19 protein-coding genes are annotated in these 21,774 nt (G+C 56.8%); 10 read left to right on the forward strand and 9 right to left on the reverse strand.

The genetic code is table 11. From position 1 onward, the window contains the following. Positions 1-56: 56 nt before the first annotated feature. The 3 genes from D5269_RS08655 to D5269_RS08665 all read right to left on the reverse strand — a co-directional run bounded on the left by D5269_RS08655 (position 57) and on the right by D5269_RS08665 (position 3,270). Entirely contained in the window at positions 57-317 is a 261-nt protein-coding gene (locus D5269_RS08655) for a hypothetical protein (RefSeq protein ID WP_120484794.1), read from the reverse strand. A 271-nt stretch (positions 318-588) separates the two neighbouring features. Beyond that, positions 589-1,764: a M20 family metallopeptidase gene (locus D5269_RS08660; RefSeq protein ID WP_347707291.1), complete on the reverse strand. Its 1,176-nt coding sequence runs from the start codon at positions 1,762-1,764 to the stop codon at positions 589-591. A 105-nt stretch (positions 1,765-1,869) separates the two neighbouring features. Then, a complete protein-coding gene (locus D5269_RS08665) occupies positions 1,870-3,270 on the reverse strand; it encodes a Na+/H+ antiporter NhaC family protein (RefSeq protein WP_120484795.1) in 1,401 nt (466 codons plus the stop codon). A 219-nt stretch (positions 3,271-3,489) separates the two neighbouring features. On the opposite strand from D5269_RS08665, the gene D5269_RS08670 reads away from it, so the two are divergent. Beyond that, the gene (locus D5269_RS08670) at positions 3,490-4,434 is read left to right on the forward strand and encodes a LysR family transcriptional regulator (RefSeq protein ID WP_120484796.1); all 945 of its coding nucleotides are present in this window, start codon (positions 3,490-3,492) and stop codon (positions 4,432-4,434) included. Between the two features lie 51 nt (positions 4,435-4,485). Here D5269_RS08670 and D5269_RS08675 read toward each other — a convergent pair whose 3' ends face one another. Beyond that, positions 4,486-5,397 (reverse strand): LysR family transcriptional regulator, encoded by a 912-nt coding sequence (locus D5269_RS08675; protein WP_016315018.1) that lies wholly within the window; start codon positions 5,395-5,397, stop codon positions 4,486-4,488. Between the two features lie 220 nt (positions 5,398-5,617). On the opposite strand from D5269_RS08675, the gene citD reads away from it, so the two are divergent. From citD to D5269_RS08710, 7 genes are all read left to right on the forward strand, one after another. After that, positions 5,618-5,920 carry a citrate lyase acyl carrier protein gene (citD, locus tag D5269_RS08680; protein ID WP_120484797.1) on the forward strand — a complete coding sequence of 101 codons (303 nt, stop codon included), beginning with the start codon at positions 5,618-5,620 and terminating at the stop codon, positions 5,918-5,920. Continuing rightward, on the forward strand, positions 5,917-6,831 hold the full coding sequence (locus tag D5269_RS08685; protein WP_120484798.1) for an aldolase/citrate lyase family protein: 915 nt from the start codon (positions 5,917-5,919) through the stop codon (positions 6,829-6,831). Before citD ends, D5269_RS08685 begins: the two co-directional genes overlap by 4 nt. Then, entirely contained in the window at positions 6,828-8,387 is a 1,560-nt protein-coding gene (gene citF, locus D5269_RS08690) for a citrate lyase subunit alpha (protein WP_120484799.1), read from the forward strand. The genes D5269_RS08685 and citF overlap by 4 nt, the downstream gene beginning before the upstream one ends. Before the next feature lie 30 nt (positions 8,388-8,417). Continuing rightward, a complete protein-coding gene (locus tag D5269_RS08695; RefSeq protein WP_120484800.1) occupies positions 8,418-9,785 on the forward strand; it encodes an SLC13 family permease in 1,368 nt (455 codons plus the stop codon). A gap of 159 nt (positions 9,786-9,944) precedes the next feature. Continuing rightward, a complete protein-coding gene (citC, locus tag D5269_RS08700; RefSeq protein WP_120484801.1) occupies positions 9,945-10,985 on the forward strand; it encodes a [citrate (pro-3S)-lyase] ligase in 1,041 nt (346 codons plus the stop codon). A gap of 12 nt (positions 10,986-10,997) precedes the next feature. Then, on the forward strand, positions 10,998-12,392 hold the full coding sequence (gene citX / locus D5269_RS08705; RefSeq protein WP_120484802.1) for a citrate lyase holo-[acyl-carrier protein] synthase: 1,395 nt from the start codon (positions 10,998-11,000) through the stop codon (positions 12,390-12,392). A 207-nt stretch (positions 12,393-12,599) separates the two neighbouring features. Then, positions 12,600-13,541 carry a D-2-hydroxyacid dehydrogenase gene (locus D5269_RS08710; RefSeq protein ID WP_016315025.1) on the forward strand — a complete coding sequence of 314 codons (942 nt, stop codon included), beginning with the start codon at positions 12,600-12,602 and terminating at the stop codon, positions 13,539-13,541. Between the two features lie 88 nt (positions 13,542-13,629). Here the strand turns inward: D5269_RS08710 and D5269_RS08715 are convergent, their stop codons facing one another. Further along, positions 13,630-15,114 (reverse strand): DUF1846 domain-containing protein, encoded by a 1,485-nt coding sequence (locus tag D5269_RS08715; protein WP_120484803.1) that lies wholly within the window; start codon positions 15,112-15,114, stop codon positions 13,630-13,632. A gap of 272 nt (positions 15,115-15,386) precedes the next feature. Between D5269_RS08715 and D5269_RS08720 the strand changes: the two genes are divergently transcribed. After that, positions 15,387-15,551 (forward strand): hypothetical protein, encoded by a 165-nt coding sequence (locus tag D5269_RS08720; RefSeq protein WP_016315027.1) that lies wholly within the window; start codon positions 15,387-15,389, stop codon positions 15,549-15,551. Between the two features lie 118 nt (positions 15,552-15,669). Then, positions 15,670-15,891 carry a hypothetical protein gene (locus D5269_RS08725; RefSeq protein ID WP_016315028.1) on the forward strand — a complete coding sequence of 74 codons (222 nt, stop codon included), beginning with the start codon at positions 15,670-15,672 and terminating at the stop codon, positions 15,889-15,891. Positions 15,892-15,943: 52 nt separating this feature from the next. Here the strand turns inward: D5269_RS08725 and D5269_RS08730 are convergent, their stop codons facing one another. The 4 genes from D5269_RS08730 to D5269_RS08745 form a co-directional block, all read right to left on the reverse strand. Beyond that, positions 15,944-18,595, reverse strand: coding sequence for a calcium-translocating P-type ATPase, PMCA-type (locus D5269_RS08730; RefSeq protein ID WP_016315029.1), 2,652 nt, complete (start codon positions 18,593-18,595; stop codon positions 15,944-15,946). Positions 18,596-19,010: 415 nt separating this feature from the next. Beyond that, positions 19,011-19,805 (reverse strand): ATP-binding cassette domain-containing protein, encoded by a 795-nt coding sequence (locus tag D5269_RS08735; protein ID WP_016315030.1) that lies wholly within the window; start codon positions 19,803-19,805, stop codon positions 19,011-19,013. Then, positions 19,798-20,685, reverse strand: coding sequence for an ABC transporter permease (locus tag D5269_RS08740; RefSeq protein ID WP_016315031.1), 888 nt, complete (start codon positions 20,683-20,685; stop codon positions 19,798-19,800). Before D5269_RS08740 ends, D5269_RS08735 begins: the two co-directional genes overlap by 8 nt. Positions 20,686-20,719: 34 nt before the next feature. Continuing rightward, positions 20,720-21,760: an ABC transporter substrate-binding protein gene (locus D5269_RS08745; protein ID WP_120484805.1), complete on the reverse strand. Its 1,041-nt coding sequence runs from the start codon at positions 21,758-21,760 to the stop codon at positions 20,720-20,722. Between the last annotated feature and the right edge of the window lie 14 nt (positions 21,761-21,774).

Below are 21,774 nucleotides of genomic sequence, written 5' to 3' on the forward strand. Positions count from 1 at the left end.
GTCTTTTGCTATCAAAAGCGATATTTTTGCGCCGAAGTACAGCTGTTAAACACCTCTCATTTCGGGTCGATGCGATGCATCGGCTGCGGGGAGCCGCTTTGCATACCGTCTTCACCGCGCATATCTCGCACCTGCTCCCGCAGTACCCGGACCTCCCAACTCAAATTCCGCAGCTCATCCTGTAGATGTTCCGTCTGCTCGATCGCCCGGCCAAGCGACATGGAAACCATAATTGCAAAAACGACCAATCCCCAAAATACACCAAAGAAATAGGCAATCAGTGCGACCCAGAATCCCGCAACCATCATGCGAATCATGAATGACCCTCCTTCTCAGCATTTTGCATTTTATAAGAAATTATAGCAGAAGCGGGTTCCATTCGCAAGTAAGAGGTATTGCCATCGACACGCATGAAACCGCGCAAAAGAGTAGTTTGCCTCTATGGAGGTGCTGTATGCATGGTTCAACAAGATGCAATCCCGTGGATTCTGTCATTGGGCCGAATCCACGGGATTTTATGAGGCTTTCCTATAGGAAGATAAGCCTGCTGGCAACCAGAGCGTTTCGGGCAGGGGCCACCCTTACCGGTTACAGGTTTGTGCACTTGTTGTTCTGGAATTCCATCTGGATTTCAGACAGGCGTTCCGGCTCCTGGATCAGATCGCAGGCGACGCCGCAGAGCACCTTTGCAGCAATCACAACCGCCTCGTGCGCCTCTTCCCCCTTACCCGCCTGGAGGAACTCCAGCGAATGGGAGGATGTCCCAGGCGGGACCATGGCTACCCGTATACAGCTTCCCGGAACCTCATACATAACGTTGCTGAAATCGGAAGAACCGGTTTTTTCACGGGGAGGGCTGAGCCTGGGTGCCTGAACCAGTTCTGCATTCTCCATCAGAAGCTGATTCAGTTTCAGAACCGGAATCTTATTCGCCAGCCGATCCCCTTCTTTCAGGTCGTAGGTCACGTCGGCAATGAGCGCCGCGCCTTCAATGATTTTCCGGAACCGTTCCACCACCTGATCCAGCGCTTTGCGGGAGTAGGAGCGCAGGGAGAACCGCCCGATTGCGGTGTCCGGGACTACATTGGCAGGGCCGGGGGACTGGGCAATGGTATAGTGCATCCGGGTGTCCTCCGGGACATGCTCCCGCAGGAATTCCACCCCCTGGAAGGCCACAAGAAGCGCGTCCAGCGCACTGCGGCCGTCCTCCGGCTTCAGGGCAGCATGGGCTTTCCTGCCGTGAAAGGTGACGGTAAAGCTGGACATAGCCATCGACTTCACATCCACAGTGGTGGTGGGGGAGCCATGCATCATCAATGCCACGTCAATGTCTTTAAAGCAGCCATTTTCCAGCATCCGCAGTTTTCCATGGGTAGTCTCTTCGGCGGGCGTGCCATAGACTACCACAGTATAGGGCATTTCTCCGGCGCATACCTTCAGGGCCTGAGCCGCTCCCACGATGGCAGGACCCTGCATATGGTGCCCGCAGGCGTGGCCCAGCCCCTCCAGGGCGTCATACTCACACAACAGCCCGATCCGAGGGCCACCCTCTCCGTTCTGAAAAACTGCCCGAAAGGAGGTGGCGATCCCTCCCACACCGTGTTCAACCTGAAATCCACATTGGGTCAGATAGCCGGTGATGGCTTTTTCTGCCGAAACTTCCTGAAATCCCAGCTCCGGATGATCATAGATATTGTCAGCCATGGTCAGGAGGGCTGAACGCTGGCTCTCAACTGTCTGGAAAAGCTCGTCTTTTGTCATCATTTCTGGATCCTCCTTGGATTTTTCAAGCCTGCGGCAACCCCGCCGCAGGCCCGAAAAGAACCATTTTCTGATTTTTTTTTCAATAGGTTCATTCGAAACAGGTTATCAGGCCAAACGGATAAACTGTGCAATGCTGACCAGGACGCAGCCGGTTACACACCAGATCAGGAACAGCTTCCACATGAATTTCATCCACTTGTCATAGGGTACGTTGGCCGCACCGATCAACCCCATCAGAGCGGTGGAGGTAGGCAGGACATAGTTGCAGAAGCCGTCTCCAAAGTTAAAAGCGAGAATCGCGGTCTGGCGGGTCATGCCGACCAGATCGGCCACAGGCAGGAACAGAGGCATGACCACTGCGGCCTGACCGGAACCGGAGGTGATGAAGCAGTTGATGACGATGTTGAGCAGGAACATCACAGGGGCTTGAAGGAAGGAGGGCACCACGTTCAGGACACCCGCCATCGCATAGACGATGGTGTCGATGATTCCGCCGGCGGAGAGGACCGCGGCGATCGCCCGGGCCAGGCCGATAATCAGGGCCGCGCCCAGCATCGTCTTGCATCCAACCACCAGACCCTTGGCGATGGCGGAAGGGCCTTTCTTGTCGAGCAGGCCGACAATTACCGTCAACCACAGGAACATGGCCGCAAAGTTGGCCATTTCCCAATCCAGGTTCAGGCCCCCGTAGACGATGAGACCGAGCGCGCCGACCACGACTGCCAGGATCGCCCAGCGCCGCCAGGTCATGGTGCCGAAGGAATCCAGGTCCGCATTGTTTTTCATCTCGTTCTGCTGGTCCAGCTCATACATGGGACTCAGCTGGGGGTCTTTCTGGATTTTCATGGCATAGCGGATCAGATAGGCATTCGTGATAACATAGAATACCACCAGGCATACGAACCGGTATCCGATGCCGGAGTAGGGCTGCAGACCAGCGATCTCCTGCGCAACAAGGGTGGTATTGATCTGAAGGGTGCCGGTGGAGAACCCGATAGCGCCGCCCAGAAGGATGATGCCCACGCCCACAATCGAGTCAAGCCCCAGTGCGTAGGAGAGCATCAGGGTGATGGGAACAAAGGGGATAAACAGGTTCACGCCCTGGGAGGTGCCGATGGCTGTGAACACCAGCGTCAGAATCGGGATGAAGATGTATAGCCGCGAGGAAAACCTTCTTGCCACCTTGGCCACCGATGCCTGAAGCGCGCCGCTCTCGGTCACCATATGGAATGCGCCGCCTGCAAACAGGATGACCAGAATCAGGTCGATGGATTTGGAAAACCCGGTGACCACATAGTCCATGATGGCCCAAGGGGTGACGGGTGTGCTCTCCACAAGATGGAAGCTGCTCGGGTCAATCAGTTTTTTCCCGGTAGCCGCGTCTTCAACCCGCACATATTCGCCGGACGGGATGAGCCAGGTCAGCACAACAGCAGCCAGGATGATGACGAAGATGATGACCAGTGTGTGTGGCATTTTAAATGCTTTTTTTGCTTTTGGTTCCATAAGTTTCTTTCCTCCTCTTCTTGGTCCTGCCGGGCAGGGGACTCACCGCTTCCCAACCAGAGGTTCCCAGCCTGACAGCTTTATCAGGACACCAACGCAGAAAAGCCTTGCCGCTTTTCCTGACATTCAGTATAATGGAATGGCAGAATAACGCAAATCATCTCGCTTTTTAGGTGGTATAAGAAAAACTTATGGTTGGTACGCGGAGGAGGCTGTTTTATGAATCTGAAGGAGCAGCACTATATTGTGACACTGGCCGACTGCGGCAGCATGACCCGGGCCGCAAACCGTCTCGGGGTGACCCAGCCAGCCCTGTCCTCCTATTTGTCCTCTGTGGAGAACGGGCTGGGATACCCGCTGTTTGAACGTACCGGGAAGAGGCTGGTGCCCACCTATCTGGGGGAGGTATATCTGGAAAAAGCCCGAAAAATACTGGCGCTTGGGGCAGAATTTGACATCCAGCATGACCTTGTGCTGCATGGGCATCGGGGACGCCTGCGGGTGGGCTTCCCCATACGGCGCTCTCCACAGCTGGTGCCATCGGTGTTGAAAACCTTCCAGAACCTCTATCCGCATGTAGAGCTTGTGATCTATGAAGGCAACATCAAAACCATGGGGGAGCTTCTGAGCACCGACCAGCTTGACCTGATGCTGTGCAATGCGGTCCAGCCCGATCAAAAGTTCGAATATACCCTTTTAGACCACGATCCGGTGCTTTTTCTGGCGCCAAGGGACCACCCCTTGTGCGGCTATGCGAAATACCGGGAGGGGTTTGCCTGCCCGTGGATCGACCTGAAACTGTTTCAACAGGAAGTTTTTATCCTACAGCACAACGACCAGAGCCTGCGTCAATATTCCGATGAGCTGCTGCGGCAGGCAGGGGTAACCCCCCATCGCACCACTCTGATCCGCAATATCGAGACAGCCGCCCAGATGACGGCAAGCGGCCTTGGTGTTTCCTTCTGCCTGAAAAGCTACCTGCGGGATATGCGGTTTATTCAGACACCCCAGGTTTTCTCGGTGGGGGAGCGGCAGCTGTCCGCCGATTTTTCGGCGGCGTACCCCAGGGGCAGCAGGCCCTCGGAACATGCAGTCCACTTGCTAGAACTTATCAGGGAACTGGTGGGGATGGAGGAAAACCCGCTCCACAAATTCTTTCTTTGAATTTTGTGCAACTTTTTTCGGTGATCGCCGGACGACTTGGAAACAAGCGCATCAATGATAAAAGTCTTCCTGCTGGAGCACGCGGGTTACAATCTGGATAAACTCGACAGAATAACGAGGGAGTTTTTCCTCTCTGGGATAGCAGGCATAAAAATGCCGGTGGTTCTCGTAATCCAGAAGCGGATAAAAGGCCCCATGGCGGCGGGTTGGGCCGTCTACATAAATATTGGAGCAGAGCATACAGCTCCCGGTCCCCAAGGCTACCCGCCGGGCGACCTCCAGAGAATCGGTTTCAAGCAGAATATGCGGCATCAGGCCACAACGCCGGAACAGGTCATCCTGGACCACCCGGACGCTGTGGCCTTTTTTCAGGCTTACGAACGTTTCTTCTCCAGCCATATCCAAAGTGATGGGGGTCCCGTCCGGATAGCGGGCAGCCAAATGGGAGCGTTTCCCTGCCAGAATGCCGATCACTTCCCGTTCGATCAGCTCGTAGGATAGGCGGGGGCTGGTAGATTCGATCGCGGCCAGAGCCAGGTCTACCTGGCCCTGGAGGACCAGTTCCTCCAGATGGGCGCTTCCCCGCTCGGTGATCTCCAGAAGCACATGGGGAAACTGGGCCATGAACCATGGCAGAGCCAGCGGAAGCACCTGCATGGCGCGCTGGACGCTGATCCCCAGCCGGAGCCGGCCGCTGTTCTCCTCCCGGATCGCCTGGATCTGGGTTTCCAGGCGCTGGCTGGCGGCCAGGATGATCCCGGCAGTTTGCAGATATTTTTCCCCTGCGAAGGTGGGCCGGAAGGGGGACACGCTCCGGTCGAACAGCGAGACCCCCAGTTCGGCCTCCACCTGTTTGAGCATCTGGCTCAGGGAAGGCTGGCTGATATAGAGCTTTTTTGCGGCGGCGGTGATACTGCCTTCCTGCGCGATGGTGCGGATATAATGGGCCTGTTTCAGGTTCATAGAAAAATCCTCCCCGGTTTGTTGCAAAACGTCCAAATGGTATGGCCTGCATCTGCTTTACATCATAACATAATCTCTATATAAGTCAATCTATAGCGGGTTTCATAAGAAAAAAGTTATATAAAATGCAGAAAAATTCTATTTGTCCCTAATGAGGATGCATGTTAAACTATTGCCATCAAAGAGCGGAAAGACCCCATTTTATAAGGAGGCACAGGAGATGGAAATTTTGAAGCCAGCCATTGCCGGAACAATGGAATCCAGCGATGCGCAAGTGACAATAGAGCCGGGCACAGCGGGTATTGAGCTGACCCTTACCAGCAGCGTCATGAATCAGTATGGGCGGCAGATCAAAGCCACCATTTTAGAGACGCTGGAACGGCTGGGCGTTGCCAGCGCCCGTGTAACCGTCGTGGATAAAGGGGCGCTGGACTGTACCCTGAAAGCGAGGGTGGAATGTGCGGTGTTCCGCAGCTGCGGCCAGTCGGCCGCAAATATCCCCTGGGGAGGTGCGGTAAGATGATTCCCCGTCCAAGACCCGAACGGTTCCGGCTGCGCCGCACCATGATGTTCATGAATGCACAGAAACCGGGGCTGATCAAAGATGCTTATATCTATGGCGCTGATTCCATCATGCTGGATTTGGAAGATGCGGTGGCCGAGAACCAGAAGGACGCCGCACGTTTCTCCCTATACCACGCTTTACGGTCGATCGACTATGGTGACACCGAGGTGATCGTACGCATCAATGGTCTGGATACCCCCCATTGGCGGGAGGATGTCCGGGTGTGCGTGGCCGGCGGAGCCGACGGAATCCGCATCGCAAAGTGCGAGAGCGCCGATGATGTGCACACCATAGAACGCGCGGTGGAGGAAGCCGAGCGGGAGTTTGGTGTGGAGCAGGGGAGGACCCTGTTGATGGCCGCGCTGGAAAGCCCCAAGGGGGTGCTGAATGCCTACGAAATCTGTTCCGCATCCGAGCGGATGTTTGGGGTGGCGATCTCGGGCGGTGATTTCCGGAAATGTATGCAGACCACCCCGCAGCGGGATGGTGTGGATATGCTGTTCGCCCGCGGACAGATGCTGCTGGCTGCCCGCGCTGCGGGAATCCAGTGCTTTGACACCGTATTCACCAATCTGGACGATCAGGAAGGGTTCGAGGCCGAAGTCCTGCAAAACAAGGCGATGGGGTTTGATGGAAAAAGCCTCATCAACCCCAGACAGATTCGGTTTGTCCATCAGGTTTTTGCCCCCACTGAAAAAGAGGTCATGCAGGCGGAAAAAATCCTGCTGGCCTACCGGGAGCAGTCTGCCGCCGGGGTGGGCGTGTTCACTGTGGACGGCAAGATGATCGACATTGCCTTTATTCCCGGCGCCGAACGTACGCTGCGTCTGGCGCGGGCCTGTGGTATGTATGAGGGGGATCTGATATGAAAAATGCAGTTGGAAGGGAAATTCCCGATGCCCTGTTGACCGGGGGGCGGGAAGTTTATCAGGGGAAAGACCACATGGACGGCAGATACATCCAGAAAGCCGCCCCAAAGACCCGGCGCTGCGAGAAGCCGCAGGAAAGCAAGGTGGTGGAATCCATCGCACAGGCGCTTCGGCAGTGCAAAGCCGCAAATGGTATGACCTTTTCGTTCCACCACCATCTCCGGGATGGGGACTATGTGGTAAACATGGTGATGCAGACCGCTATTGAGCAGCTGGGACTGGAAGAACTGACCATCGCAGCCACCAGCCTGGGTTCGGCCCACGACCCTATTGCCGATTATATCGAGGCGGGTAAGGTGGTGGGGATCCAGACTTCCGGCATCCGGGGCCGGATGGGGGAGGTCGTGTCCGCTGGAAAGCTGAAGACCCCCGCGGTGATCCGCAGCCATGGCGGACGTCCCCGGGCGATTGAGGGGGGCGAAGTGCACATCGACATCGCCTTTATCGCCGCCCCTACCAGCGACTGTATGGGCAACTGCCGGGGGATCGGCGGCAAGTCCAACTGTGGAAGCCTCGGCTACGCCATGACCGACGCCAGATATGCCGATCATGTGGTGGTCATCACCGACTGCCTGGTGGATTTTCCCAACATGCCCGCCAGCGTAGAAGCCATCGACGTGGATGCGGTCGTGGTGGTGGACTCGATCGGCAACCCGCAGAAGATCGCCTCGGCCGCAGCACGCATCTCCCAGAATCCCCGTGACCTGATGATGGCAGAGGATGTCGCAAAGGTGATCGCCTCCACCCCCTACTTCAAGGATGGGTTTTCGTTCCAAACCGGCGTGGGCGGGCCTTCCCTCGCGGCCAACCTGTTTCTGGAACAGTATATGGATGACCGTGGAATCCGGATGGGCTGGGCCATCGGCGGTATCTGCGGGCCTATGGTGGAACTGCTGAAAAAGGGCAAGGTAGGCAAGGTGATTGACGTTCAGGACTTCGATCTGGATGGGGTGAACTCGATCCACCAGACCCCCGGACACTTTGAGATGAGCGCCAGCCAGTACGCCAATCCCGCAAACAAAGGGGCTTTCGTGAACAAGCTTGACTTTGTGGTATTGGCCGCGCTGGAGATCGACACCAGCTTCAATGTAAATGTTCTCACCGGCTCGGACGGTGTCCTCCGCGGCGCCCCCGGCGGGCATCCGGATGCGGCGGCCGGGAGCAAGTGCTGTATCATCGTCACTCCTCTGGTCCGGGGGCGGATGGCCACCGTCTGTGAGCATGTAGTCACCGTCACGACCCCCGGGGACTGTGTGGATGTGCTGGTCACCGACTACGGTATCGCTGTCAACCCTCTGCGGCCGGACCTGATCCAGTGCCTGGACGCGGCTGGGATTCCCCATGTGGGCATTGAGACGTTAAAAGAGAAGGCGTATGCGCTGGTGGGGACTCCGGACGATCTGGAATGGGAGGACCAGGTGGTGGCCGTACTGGAAGCCCGGGATGGGACTATTCTGGATGTCGTGCGGAAGATCAGGCCGTTTGCGCTGGACTAACAGAAATCAAACAGAAAGAGGTTACAGATTATGACTGAGACTATGGTAGGTATTCTCGGCTTCCTGTGCATCATCGCTATTGTGGTGACACTGTTCCGGAGCCGCACCCTTCCAAGCATTGCTTTTATCGTTTTCCCCTTTACCCTGGCGGTTGTCCTCGTATTGGGCGGTTACTATACCATGGGGAATGTAGGCTCCCTCATCAAATCCGGGTTTGGGTCCACCGCCCCTACTGCGGCTCTGTTTGTATTCAGCGTACTATATTTTGGGATTATGACAGATGCTGGTATGTTTGATGTTATCATTGGAAAATTGATGAAGGTGGTGGGCAACAGTGTTGTAGGCGTTACCGTCATGACCACTGTGATCGCCCTCATCGGCCATCTGGACGGTGGCGGGGCCTCCACCTTCTGTATTGTGGTTCCCGCCATGCTGCCGGTCTACAGGAAGATGCACATGCGCCCCGCTACCCTGCTGCGTGTGAGTGTGCTGGCGATGGGCGTACTCAATCTGATGCCCTGGTCCGGTCCCACCGCCCGCGCCGCCACTGTGCTGGGCATAGAGGCCAGCCAGCTTTGGAGCACGCTGCTCCCCATCCAGGCATTTGGTATCGCTCTGTGTCTGGCCCATGCTGTTTTGGCCGGTATTCAGGAACGGAAACGGGGTGCGGGCCTCAACGGTAGCCTGGCCCAGCTGGAAGGCGAGGTGGTGCTGGATGAGGCTGCCCAGGAAGCGAAGAACGAGCTGTCTCGCCCCGGTCTTTTCGCGGTCAATGTCCTGCTCACGGTCGCTGTAATCGCCCTGCTGATCTGGGATAAATTCCCCAGTTATGTGCCCTTCATGCTGGGCGTGGCCGCTTCACTGCTGATCAACTATGGGTTTACCGCCAAGGCCCACAAACAGATCATCAACAGCCATGCCGCTCCCGCTTTGATGATGTGCTCCACCCTGATGGGCGCCGCTGTTCTCATGGGCGTGCTGGTCAAGAGCGTCACGGTCAATGACGTGGAGGTTGCCAGTGTAGTCACCTGCATGTCCAACCTCATCAAGATGGTCCTGCCCGCTTTCCTGGGCCGTCACCTGCCCATTGTAATCGGCATCCTGTCTGTACCTTTGGCGCTGGCTTTCGATACCGACAGCTACTTCTACGGTATGCTCCCTGTTATGATCGGTATCGGCGAAGGATTCGGCATCGCCGCCCTGCCTATCGCTGTGGCAATGGTGGTCTGCCGCAACTGCGCCACCTTTATCAGTCCTATGGTACCCGCCACCCTCCTGGGCGTTGGCCTGGCCGATGTGGACATCAAGGACCATATCAAGAACAGTTTCCCCTATGTCTGGGGCTTCTCCATCCTGTGTATGCTGGTGGCTATTCTGCTGGGTATCATGCCTCTGTAAGCGCTCTCCTTTTCTTGTTTCCCCTGGCGTTCGTCGGTTGCTGCGTCAGGGGACTTTTTTTAGCAACCGCCCTCTGTTATAATGAAAACGCTGGAAAACATCAGGATGGGTCTTTTCCAGCCTGCGGCGATCCCACACTGCTGATATGAGGTGAATTTTATGGCAGATACATTGATTGCGGTTTCCCCAAAAGACACACGCGCCCAACGGCAGCTGGACGCACTTCTGGAGCAGGAGGGAATCTGCCGGGACGGAAATCTGGACTACACCTGCGGCCTTTTTGATGCGGATTGGAAGCTGGCTGCCACAGGAAGCTGTTTTGGGAATACCATCCGCTGCCTGGCGGTGGATCGGAGGCGCCAGGGGGAAGGGCTGCTCAACCAGGTGGTAAGCCACCTGATGGAGGTTCAGGCGGAACGCGGGAACACCCACCTGTTCCTATACACCAAGCCGCAGAGTGCCAGATTTTTTTGTGATCTTGGGTTTTATGAGATTGCGCGGGTAGAGGACCGTCTGGTCTTTCTGGAGAACCGCCGCCGGGGTTTTTCCGACTACTGCACAGCACTGGAACAGATGCGGCGGGAAGGGGAGGCGGCCGCGGTCGTTATGAATGCGAACCCCTTCACACTGGGCCACCTGCATCTGGTGGAGCGGGCCGCAGCGGCACATGAAACGGTTCATCTGTTTGTCCTCAGTGAAGAGGCCGGCCCCATCCCTTCCACTGTCCGCCGGCGTCTGGTACAGGCGGGGGTGTCCCATCTGCCCAATGTAATCTGCCATGAATCTGGCCCCTACATCATCAGCGGGGCCACCTTTCCCAGTTATTTTTTAAAGGATGCGGATTCGGTCATCCATGCCCACGCTGCTTTGGATCTGGAGGTCTTTGGAAAGATCGCCCCCTGCCTGAACATCAGATACCGCTATGTAGGGGAGGAGAAGAGCAGCCGCGTCACAGCCCTGTATAATGGGGAGATGGTCCGGCGCCTGCCGGAACTTGGCATCCAGTGCCGGGTGATCCCGCGTCTGGAACACGATGGACAGCCGGTGAGCGCCAGTACAGTCAGAAGATGGATTCATGATGGGCGGCTGGGGGAGATCGGTCCTTTGGTGCCCAAAACAACCTGGGACTATTTTGCCTCGCCCGAGGCCAAGCCGGTAATTGCTGCCATCCGGGCCTGTGAAGATGTGATCCACTATTGAAAGGAGCGGACAATGGAACGGGAAGTGACATTGACAGAAGTGTTGGAGGCCAGGGAAAACAGGGTATGGCATCAGAACGCCCTGCTTGAAAAATATGGGGTACCGGTCATCTCCTTCACCCTGAACATCGCCGGACCGGTCAAAGATTCCCCCCTGATCCGACGGTCGTTCCGGGCGGGGCAGGGACAGTTGGAGGCCAGCCTACAGGCAGCGAAGCTCCCTGTATTGGCTCGTCAGGAGCTGCTGGCTCCCACCGGTTGTGAGGCGCGGTATGCAGTGAAAGGAACAGCCCGGGAAGTGAAGGCGCTATGTGTTTCGATCGAAGACAGTACCGGGCTGGGCAGGCTGTTCGATATGGATGTCCTGGCTCCGGATGGCCGCAAACTGGATCGGGAAGAGGTTGGAGGCGGCTCCCGCAACTGCATCGTCTGCGGTGCGGAGGGGAGAGGGTGCGCCTCCCGGCGGGTCCATTCGGTGGAAACGCTTCAAAAGGCGACTCTGCGCATCATGGAGGAGCACTTCGCCGCTGCGGACCGGGAAACTGTCGCTGCGCTGGCGACAAGAGCCCTGCTGGAAGAGGTCTGCATCACGCCCAAGCCGGGCCTCGTAGATCGGGCAAACAACGGTAGCCACCGGGATATGGACCTTTTCACCTTTCTTGCCAGTGCCGCAGCTTTGGCCCCCTATTGGTCCCGCTGTGTGCAAATCGGCCAGGATACGGCAAAAGGCACCCCGTCAGATACTTTTCAGGCCCTGAAACAGGCCGGTCAGAGCGCGGAACGCACCATGTTTGCCGCTACAGGCGGCATCAATACCCACAAAGGAGCAATTTTTACACTGGGAACCATCTGCGGTGCTGTGGGGCGGCTGTGGCGGGCGGACAATCCCTGCCGGGATCCAAAAGCCATACTGGCGGAATGTTCCGCCATGGCGACCGCTGCGGTAGAAGCGGATTTTGCGGGCCTGAGCGATGAAACCGCCCATACCACTGGACAAAAGCTCTATCTGCGGCAGGGGTTGGCCGGGGTCCGAGGGGAAGCGGCCCGGGGTTTTCCGGGGGTCTCTGAGATTGCCCTCCCTGCGTTCCAGAGGGCGCTGGACTCCGGCCGAAGCCGAAACGATGCAGGGGCTGTCGCGCTGCTTCACCTGATCGCGAAGGTAACCGACACCAATATGATCGCCCGGGGTGGGCAGCCTGCTGCCAAAAGAGCGGCGGAGGACTGTGCCCGGCTGCTGGAACGCAGCCCTCTGCCGGAAATGGAGGATATTGCAGCTTTGGACCAGGCGTTTATCCAACAGAACCTCTCTCCGGGAGGGTGTGCCGATCTGCTGTCTGCATCGCTGTTTTTGTGGGGCTGGGAGAATGAGGAAATTTTGCACAAACCCTGCGAAAAAACATCTCCATGATTTTTTCAGAGTTGTCTTGTTTAATGTTGCAAAAGATGGTAAACTGGTAAAGAGCGGGGCGACATGGAGGCAGGATTTTGTCAGTATTGGAGGTGACTGTAAAATTTTAGCTGCTCCGTGTCCCGGGCGATTGTCCCGTCTCTCCGAACAGGAATTCTGTATGTTGTGAAGAAGAACCACAAAAAAGTTGGAAAGGATGTTTTACCCATGAAATGTCTCATTATTGATGCGGTCCACAGTTCGATTTCGGAAGAGCTTGGCAAGTATATGCAGGTAGATACCAAAATGCTCCCTTCCCAGGAGGAACTTGCGTCGCTGATTCCGGATTATGACGTGCTGATTATGCGTGTCGACCCCAAGATTGACAAAACCATCCTTGATGCTGCCGCAAACCTCAAGGTAATCGGTGTCTGCGCTGTCGGCCTCAACCATGTCGATACCGAGACCGCCAAAGCAAAGGGCATTCAGGTATTCAATGCGCCCGGTATGAACGCCAACGCAGTTGCTGAGCTGACCCTCGCAAAGATGCTCGAGATGTCCCGCCACACCATTCCGGCGAACCATGATGTCAAGGTCAACAAATCGTGGGATAAATATAAATTTGTTGGGCGTGAGCTGCGCGGCAAAACGCTCGGTATCTTGGGCTTCGGGCGCATTGGACGCCGTGTCGGTGAGCTGGGACGCGCATTCAAGATGAACATTGTTGCTTACGATCCGTTCCTCAAGCCCGAGGATTTCGAAAAAGAGGGCGCTACCGGCATGGGCGTGGACGAACTGCTCAAGGTTTCGGATTATGTGACCATCCATGTGCCCCTCACCGCAGAGACGAAAAACCTGTTCAATGCGAAGTCGATTTCTGAGATGAAAAACGATGCGGTTGTCCTCAATATGGGCCGCGGCGGAATCGTCAACGAGAAGGATATGTATGAGGCGCTCAAGGCTGGCAAAATCGGCGGCTATGCTTCGGATGTTATGGAGAACGAGCTGGCTGGCGGCGGACTCACCGAAGGCGCAGGCTTCGACTCCCCGCTTTTTGAGTGCGACAACTTCATTGTTTCTCCTCACATCGGCGCGCAGACCGTCGATGCTTCCCGTGATATCGCTGAACTGATCATCGCAAAGGTCAAGGAAGCGCTCAAGCTCGGCTGATTCCGTTTACACAGCTCCAGAAAGCCAGAACACAGAGAGCCGCCCAGCATCTGGGCGGCTCTTTTGAAATCCCTGAAACGCGGATTTCCTATTTATGATAGAGTTTTTTGGTCTGGTATTGGGGCTCGTAGGTGAGGTTCATCCCCAGCTTTTTAAACACAGCCACATCCACCTGTGAGAGGATGACAGAGGAGTGCGCTTCACACCCACGCAGTTTATCGAGCTGCTGCATCGCCAGTTCGGCGGTGGGGTTGGTTGCTGCCGAGATTGAAAGCGCGATCAGCGTTTCATCGCTGTGCAGGCGGGGGTTGTGGTTGCCCAGGTGGTCGACCTTGAGATGCTGGATCGGCTCAATGATGATCGGTGAAATCAGGTGGATGTTGTGGCTGATCCCCCCCAGTTCTTTGAGCGCATTGAGCAGGACTGCCGACGAAGCACCGAGCAGATCGGTGGTCTTGCCGGTGATAATTTTGCCGTTGGGCAGTTCGATCGCGGTGGAGGGCATCCCAGTTGCGGCCGAACGGTCGATAGCCGCCTGTGCGACCGGGCGGTCCTTGGTGGAGACCTCCGCCTGTTTCATCAGCAGATCGAGTTTATAAACGCTTTCCTCGCTTGCCATCCCCATCCGATGGGAAGCGAGCGTCTGATAATAGCGGCGGATGATCTCCTGTCGGGATGCCTGCACGACCGCTTCGTCATCGGTGATGCACATGCCCGCCATGTTCACCCCCATATCGGTAGGAGATTTATAGGGGCTTTCTCCGGCGATCTGATGGAAGATCGCATTCAGCACCGGGAATACCTCTACATCGCGGTTGTAGTTAACGGTGGTGACCCCATAGGATTCCAGATGGAACGGGTCGATCATGTTCACATCGTTGAGATCAGCGGTTGCCGCCTCATAGGCGAGGTTGACCGGGTGTTTGAGCGGCAGGTTCCAGATGGGGAAGGTTTCAAATTTGGCATACCCGGCCTTGATCCCGCGCTTGTGTTCGTGGTAAAGCTGGGAGAGACAGACCGCCATCTTACCGCTGCCCGGACCGGGCGCGGTGACCACAACCAATGGACGGGAGGTCTCTATGTATTGGTTTTTGCCGTAGCCGTCGTCGCTGACAATCAGGGGGATGTTGGAGGGGTATCCGGCAATCGGGTAGTGGAGGTAAACCTGGACCCCCAGGGTTTCCAGCCGGCTTCGGAATGCATCTGCCGTCGGCTGTCCGGCGAACTGTGCGATGACAACGCTGCCGACATACAGACCGATTGCGCGGAATGCGTCGATGAGGCGGAGCACATCGACATCATAAGTGATCCCGAGGTCACCGCGGACCTTGTTTTTTTCGATGTCCGAGGCGTTGATAACGATTACGATTTCTGCGCTCTCTTTGAGCTGGAGCAGCATTTTGATTTTGCTGTCAGGGGCAAACCCGGGCAGCACCCGCGAGGCGTGGAAATCATCGAATAATTTTCCGCCAAATTCCAGATAGAGCTTGTTGCCGAACTTTTGAATCCGCTCAAGGATGTGTTCCGACTGTAGCTTCAGATATTTTTCCTTATCAAACCCGACCTTTACCATTTTTCGACCCCTCCGTACGAAATATTTAGACATTATTTTAGCTCTTTAGCCCTGAAAAATCAAGGGGCATGCTATCAAAATTTTTGATGGCATGGGAGGGGGCGGGCTGTTCTGCCATCTAGGAGGATTTCCGCTGTCTCTCTTGTCACCGGCGGGCAGGCGTGCTATAATCAAAAAAGAATCCGGCCGCTTGATGAGGGTAGGGAGATACACCAGATTGGCATGGAGTCACACAGGGACACAGACCATTTTTGCAAAAAGGAGGTGCTGAAATGGGGCTTTTCCGCCGCAAAAAACAGACAGCCGGCAAGCCATCCGCACCACAGAAGCCGGTTTCGCTGCCGCAGACAGGGGCGCCTGAACCGGAACAGCTCAGCGAGCAGCAGGCGCGTGTGATGGCGCAGGCACTTTCGGAATATCTGAAGGGGAAGCGCTGAACGTCTGCTCCAAAGGCAGAACAGGCTGTGAAAAAAAGCTTGACCTGGACCGTTCCAGACGATAAAATAAGGACATTACCCGGGCGGCTGCCGCCCGAGAGAAAAGGAAAGTGAAACGATGAAAGCGAGAATTCCGAAACATCGAGAGTTTGTAATTGACATCAAGGAGGAAGACGAGGCACGCCAGCAGGAATGCTGGAACAAACTCGAAGCAATCCTGAACGATTACAAAAAACAGGGGAAATCGGTCTATACCGAGACATTTATTGAGGACAACGAGGAGAAGGTCAAAGCACTCCAGCAGGAGTACCAGTTCGAATATACAATTGAGCTGGTCTGATCCGCTTCACGAAAAAAAGCCTGTGCATGGGAACCCCATGCACAGGCTTTTGTCATCTTCTGCGAAGCCGCAGACAGAGCTTGCGCGCAAGATCGACCGGTACCACCGAAAAAGCGATCAGGCAGACAGCTTTCAATTCGGGCAGGGTAAGCCCAGCGGTGCGGAAAAGGGTTCCGCCGTAGTAGATGAGCAGAAGCTGTACCCCTGCGACCAACAGCATGACAGCCGCAAACGACGGGTTTTTTGCGAGATGGGCGAACAGATTGATCCGATGGGTGCGGGCATTGAAGCTGTTGAGGATGCCTGAAAAAACAAAAAGGGCAAAAAAGGCGGTCATGAAATAGGCATCCCCCGGTCGGAACAGGCTGCGGAAGAAAGGCAGACGCAGGAACGATACGCAGAGGGCGACTGTATACAGCCCGGTGACAATGATCTGGTTTTGCATCTCGGCGCTGATGATCGGTTCGCTGCGGCTTTTGGGCGGCTCTTTCATGTATTCGGCGAGCGGCGGTTCCCCCGCGAACGCCAGCCCGGCGAGCGTATCCATGATAATATTGATCCAGAGCATCTGAACCACTGTGACCGGGGTGTCGATCCCGATGAACGGCCCGATCAGCGAGACCCCGACCGCACAGAGGTTCATGGTGAGCTGAAAGACGATGAACTTGCGGATGCTTTTGAAGATCGTGCGGCCATAGAGCACCGCTTTGGCGATCGAAGCGAAGTTGTTGTCCAGGATGACGATATCACCGGCCTCTTTGGCGACCTCTGCGCCGCTCCCCATCGCGAATCCGACATCGGATTTTTTGAGGGCGGGCGCATCGTTGATCCCGTCTCCGGTCATGCCGACCACCAGCCCCAGTTCCTGCGCAATCCGCACCAGCCGGCTCTTATCAGTGGGCAGTGCGCGTGCGACCACCCGCAGGCGCGGCAGGACTGCCTTGAGGCGGCTGTCGTCAAGCGCGGCGAGTTCCGCACTTGTGAGTACTGCGTCTGGTTCGTTCGACCGAAGCAAACCGGCTTCCCGCGCGATCGCAACTGCGGTTTCCCGGTTGTCGCCGGTGATCATGACCGTCTGGATGCCCGCGCTTTCCACCTCCCGGACCGCTTTGCGCACCTCGGGGCGCAGCTCGTCCCGGATGCCAGCCAGCCCGATCAGGATCAGATCATGGGGAATCTCTTCGCTCCATGCGCCGTCGTATGCCGCGAGGACCAGAACCCGCATCGCCTCCCCTGCAAGCTGATTCCACGTCTGCTGGAGCGCTGCAAGGCTGGGGAGCGGGCGGATTTTGCCGTCTGGGGTGTAGCAGCGCTTGCAGTGCGGAAGCAGTTTTTCGGGTGCGCCCTTCAACAGGGTCAGATTCCGTCCGCCGCCCAGGCGCACTGACGAGAACTTCCGGGCGCTGTCGAACGGGAGAACATGTTCTTTGGAACAGGAGGGGGGCTGCGGCTGGACGGCCAGGAGGTAATCCAGGAATGCGCGGTCGGTCGCATTGCCGCCGATGGCGCGTCCCTGTGAGACGATGCTCGCTGTGTTGACAAACCCGGAGGTGCAGACCAGCTCAAACAGTCCGGGCGCCGCTTTGAGCGACTGGACGCTGTTGTATCGCTTTCCGTCCCCGGAAATCAGGGTGGAGACGCTCAGATTACCGCGGGTGAGGGTGCCGGTCTTGTCAGTGAACAGCAGATTGAGGCTCCCGGCGGTCTCGATCCCGATCAGTTTGCGCACCATCACATGGTCCCGGAGCATCCGGAACATGTTGGAGGAGAGCACGACAGTAATCATCATCGGGAGTCCTTCGGGAACCGCCACCACCACGACAGTGATCGCCAGAATCCCCGCATGCAGGAAGTTGGCGAGCATCCCGCCAAGGTCGTGCAGTTCTGCGAGGATCAGCGGGATGCTGTATCTGTTGTCGATCACGATGGCGTGGAACAGGTCGGCGAATGCGATCAGGCCAGCGGCTTTGTACCCCAGTCCGCTGATCGTCCGGGCCAGCCCTGCCAGACGGAGTTTGAGCGGACTTTCCCGTGTTTCCTCCTGTAGTTCCTGAGCAACCCCGCCGTAGAAGGTGTGGTCCCCGACATTTCGTACCACCATCAATCCCTCGCCCGAAGTGACCACGCTCCCGCGGAAGAGTTGGTTTTTTACGGTAAGGTCCCAGTCGTCCGCTCCGTTTTGGAGCGGAATTTTTACCGCCTCTTTGCTTTCCCCATTCAGCGCGGACTGGTCGACCCGCAGCTCGCCCGAAATCAGAATACCATCTGCCGGAACCCGTTCTCCTGCCTGCAACAGCACGAGGTCGCCCACTACGATCTCGGACATCAGAACCGAGAGCACCCCTTCCCGGCGCTTGACCCGGCACTGGATTTTAGCGGCATCCTCCTGTAATTTCAGGAAGGCGGACTCGCTCCCATATTCCGACAGGGTGGAGACAAAGGTTGCCAGGAAGATTGCCAGCGCGATACCGACAGTTTCAAACCAGTTCTGGCTGCGCAGGAGGAAGAGCAGATTCACCGCGAGCGCTGCCAGAAGGATTTTGATGATCGGGTCTCCGAAGCTCTCGAGAAATTGCTGCCAGAACCCTCTGCGGCGTTTCCGGGTAAACTGGTTTTCCCCATGCTCCCTCCGAGCGCGCTCCACTTCGGATTTGCTCAGCCCCCCGATCGAGTGGGCTGTCAGTCTTGCGGATTGCTGCCCCATTTTTTCGTCCCCCTTCTTTTGAATAGGCTTGTATACCTTATGCGGGGAACGAAAACATTATGAATCGCAAAAAGGCCGCCGGACAGCGGAAGGCTGTCCGGCGGGCCGCAGTGCATAGATTTGCTGGTGGAAACACATGGTGTTTATGTATATCTTTTGGGAAGGGGGCTTTTTCTCTTGTAAAAAGCCCCCTCTTGGCTCTGACTGCAAGTCAGAGCCAATTCACCCCCAAAAATGCGCTTCTCAGGCGGGTGCCCGGCACCCAAGAGGATGTTCCGCGCTCTGCGGAGCGCGGCCAAAGGCGCTGCCTTTGGAAACCGCAGCCTTTGAAAAGGCTGGCGAAACTTTTTATGATGGTTGCTTAAAAAGCAGGCAAAACGTTCCTTTGCGAAGCGGGGGCAGGGGACATGCCGCCCTACGAGAGCATCATACGGTCGTTGTCAAACGCCTTATGGCTGCGGTCCTTGAACAGCTCCAGCAGATCCGGGACGGTCAGTTTGGAGCGTGCGTCCCCTTGCAGGTCGAGGATGATCCGGCCGTTATCCATCATGATTGTGCGGTTGCCGCAATCGAGCGACTGCTGCATATTGTGGGTAATCATCATAGTGGTGATGCTGCCGCGTGCGACGATCTTCTGGGTCAGCTCGGCGACCTTCTCCGCAGTAGCGGGATCAAGCGCCGCGGTGTGCTCATCGAGCAGCAGTAATTTTGGGGTGACGATCGTTGCCATCATCAGGGTTACCGCCTGCCGCTGTCCGCCCGAGAGCAGCCCCATTTTTGTTTTCAGCCGGTCTTCCAGTCCCAGGCCCAGCTCGGAAAGCTGCTCCCGGAAGAAGTCTGAATCCTTTTTGCTGATCCCGAAGTGCACGCCTTTGCGCATCCCGCGAAGGTAGGCCATTGCCAGGTTTTCCTCGATCGTCATGTTCGGGGCGGTCCCTTTCAGCGGGTCCTGAAACAGCCGGCCGATCGTCCGGGCGCGCTGGTAATCGCGCAGGAAGGTGATGTTTTTGCCGTCAAGCAGGATATTGCCGCGGTCGATCAGGAACGATCCGGCAATCGAGTTAAACAGGGTCGATTTGCCAGCACCGTTCCCGCCGATAATCGTCACAAAGTCGCCCGGCGCGAGATGCAGGTTGATGTCAACGAGCGCCTTACGTTCGTTGGGGGTGTTCGGGAAAAAGGTTTTGCTGACGTTTTTCAGATCAAGCATCAAGCTTCGCCTCCTTCATCAGTTTGCGCACCCGGACCTTTTGAAGGATTGCCGGATAGGAGATTGCCAGCACGACGATTGCCGCGGAGATCAGCTTGAGGTCGTTGGGGGACATCCCACGCGCCATGACAAACGCAATGATCGTGCGGTAGATGATCGACCCGAGAACGACCGCGAGGATGTTGCGCGGGATGTTCGGCCGGCCAAAGATCACCTCGCCGATGATGAGGGAAGCCAGCCCGATGACCACCATGCCGATTCCCATGCTCAGATCGGCGAAGTTCTGGTACTGCGCGAGCATCCCGCCCGAGAGCGCGACCAGCGCATTTGCCAGCCCAAGCCCGATGAATTTCATCCGCTCGGTGTTGATCGAAGAGGAGCGGACCATATCCTCATTGTCGCCGGTCGCCCGGATGCAAAGCCCGAGCTGGGTGCGGAAGAAAAATCCCAGCATCAGGCAGACTGCCAGCAGGATTGCGCCCGAGACGAGCAGTTTCGAGAACTTCCCGCTGGAAAGGGTGTAAAGACTCGCGGTTTTGAGCATCGAAACCTGTGCCTTGCCATCCATCACATGCAGATTGATCGAATAGAGCGCGGTCATCGAGAGGATGCCTGCCAGAATCGGCTGGATTTGCAGTTTGGTCTGTAGGAAAGCGGTCAGACAGCCCGCCAGCGTGCCCGCCGCGACCGCCAGCCCCAGCCCGAGATAGGGGTGGCCAGCCACCGTGAGCATGGCAGCGACTGCCGCACCCAGCGTGAAGCTGCTGTCGACCGTGAGGTCGGGAATATCCAGAATCCGATAGGAGACGAACAGCCCCAGCGACATCAGCGCATAGATCAGGCCCAGCTCGACCGCGCCCTGCAAGGCGAATAAGGACATAAGATCACTCTTTTCTCAAAAAATCAGCAGATGGTTATTCCACGACGATTGCGGAGGAGAGGAGGTCCCCGGGGAGGGTTACGCCGATCGCTTCGGCGGTGGTGGTGTTGACAACGGTGGCAAAGTTGCTCAGTGTCTCAACCGGAATCTCGCTGATCGGGGTGCCTTCGAGCACCTTCACCACCATTGCGGCGGTCTGTTTGCCGAGCAGGGTGTAATCAATGCCGACCGTTGCGAAGCCGCCGTCAATGACCATCGAGTCTGCGCCGGTATAGATCGGGAGGCCCGCCTGTTTCGCCACCTCCGCGTAAACCGGCATTGCGGTTGCGACGGTGTTGTCGATCGGGGTATAGAATGCTTGGCATTTGCCCACCAGGGATTGTGCCGCCTGCTGTACCTCGCTCGTATTGGTCACAGTGGCTTCCACATATCCGATCCCCTTGCTGTCAAGATAGGTTTTGGCCTGCTCGATTACTGCGACCGAGTTGACCTCGCCCAGGTTGTAGACCAGGCCGACCGTCTCGACGCCGGGGGTAAGCTGGTTCATCAGCTCGAACACCTGGTCGACCGGGATCGCATCCGAGGTACCGGTGATGTTGCCTTCGGGGGCGTCAGGGTTCTCGACCAGTTTGGCCGCGACCGGGTCGGTTACCGCCGAAAAGACCAGTGGAATGTCGGGGGCTGCTGCCGCCGCAGAGATCGCGGTCGGGGTGGCGATCGCGACGATCAGGTCTTTGCCGTCGCCCGCAAATTTTTGGCAGATCGAATTCAGATTGGACTGGTCGCTCTGTGCGTTCTGGTAGTCGATTTCCACCTTGTCCGGCCCGTAACCGAGCGCTTCCATTTCAGCGGTGAACGAATCCCGAATCTGGTTCAGCGAAGTATGTTCCATGATCTGTGCCAGGCCGATCCGGTAGGTGTTGCCCGAGCCTGCATCAGAGGGTGCGGATTCTGTGGATGCTGCCGAGGAAGCGGGGGCGGGGTTTTCCGCCGCGGAAGAAGAGGGAGTGCTGCCGCAGGCGGCGAGGGAAGCGGTCATCAGGACTGCGATTGCTGCTGCAAAAAACTTTTTCATGGTTCAGTGCTCCT

It is taken from the genome of Anaerotruncus sp. 1XD42-93 (genome assembly GCF_009917605.1).
Taxonomy (GTDB): Bacteria; Bacillota; Clostridia; order Oscillospirales; family Ruminococcaceae; genus Anaerotruncus.